Source organism: Streptococcus sp. GMD4S, from assembly GCF_000296955.1.
In genome coordinates this window covers 1-1609 of sequence record NZ_AJRE01000206.1, presented here as the reverse complement: position 1 = coordinate 1609, position 1609 = coordinate 1, and the positions used below count along the sequence as shown (strand labels likewise).

Annotated in this window: 1 protein-coding gene; it reads left to right on the top strand. The window is 48.5% G+C overall.

Features of this window, described 5'->3' with window-relative positions:
* Positions 1-1591, top strand: a 1591-nt coding sequence (locus GMD4S_RS08665; RefSeq protein WP_000298560.1) for an FtsK/SpoIIIE domain-containing protein, incomplete at its 5' end; no start/stop codon positions are given.
* Between the last annotated feature and the right edge of the window lie 18 nt (positions 1592-1609).

The following is a 1609-nucleotide window of genomic DNA, read 5'->3' as shown; positions in this document are numbered from 1 at the left end:
TCCTCCAGTACCACAGCCATGGTTGCCACCGCTCAAAGAGCGAATCGCACTAGACGAACTGGAAGAAGTGCAACCGACAGTAGCCTGGACACAAGAGAAACCACTCTCTGTCCTCTTGGGGATGGCAGATATCCCGCAGGCCCAGAAGCAGGAAGCTGTCTCTATCAATCTCTCCAAGGATGGTCATATCCTCCTCTACGGAAGTCCGGGTACAGGAAAGACCACCTTCCTTCAGACTGCTGGTATGGACTTGGCTCGCAAATTCAGTCCCAAGGCCCTTACCATGTACTTGATGGACTTTGGTACCAATGGTTTGGCTCCATTGTCCAAGCTTCCACAGGTGGCGGATACCATGCTTCTGGACCAAACGGAGAAGATCTCTAAGTTTGTACGAATCATGGAGAAAGAACTCAACCGTCGTAAGAAACTCCTTGCGGACTATGGTGTTGGGACTTTAGACCTCTACCGTCAGGCCAGTGGTCAGGAAGAGCCGGCTATTGTCATCCTCTTAGATAGCTATGAGGCCTTCAAGGAAGAAGCCTATGAGGCGGAACTCTTCAAGCTCTTGGTGCGCATCTCCCGTGAAGGTCTCAGTATCGGGGTTCACCTCTTGGTGACAGCCGGACGTCAGACCAACCTTCGTGCACAACTTTACTCAAACTTCAAGCACCAGTTGAGCCTGCCACAAAATGAGGCGGGTGAAGTGCGGGCCATCGTGGGCTCTACGCCACTCGCTATGACTATGGAAGACATCAAGGGCCGTGCCCTTATGAAGCGGGAAGAAGTGGATGTGATCCAGCTGGCACTCTCAGTTTATGGAGCTAATGATACCCAAGTCCTCAACAACCTACGTCAGGAAGTGGCTTCCCTCCAAGAAGCCTGGACAGGACAACGCCCAAGTGCCATCCCGATGGTACCAGAGGAGTTGACGGAGAAAGACTTCTATAGCCGAGCAAGCGTGCAGACTGCCTATGAACACGGCCTCGTGCCATTAGGACTTGACATGGAGACAGTTGAGCCCGTCACTTGGAATCTGGCTAAAGGAAATCTTCTCTACCTAACAGATAAAGAAGAACAGATGACAGCCTTGGTGAAACACATTGCCAAAGGGAAACAGAAGGTCATCATCTTGGCACCGAAGTATCATAACTTACCTGAAATGGAAGGAGTGACGATTCTTGCAAGTCCAGAGGAATATCAGGCGGGGATTGCAAGTATAGAGAAGAGAATTCAGGAGCGGTTAGAAGGCAAACAGCGAGATCATGTTGCAACAGTGGTTGTTTACAATTTAACCGAATTAGTGGTAGAATTAAACTCAGAAGCGCTTGATACATTGGCTTATGTCCTAGACAAAGGAATTCGAGCTGGATATGGTTCTCTTGTAATGAGTTCGCCATTGATTACTAAATACATTGATGTGGTCTCAAAAACTGTTCGCTCTTATAAGCAGGCTGTTATAGGGCTTCGCTTAAGCGATCAATCAGTTCTGACAGTAACCAACAGACCTGTTCGTGAGCCACAATTAGAAGAACAAGAACACTACTATGTGGCCGATGGGTTAGCAAGTAGAATGAAAGTATTAATGATATAAGGAGGAGTGATGGGGAAA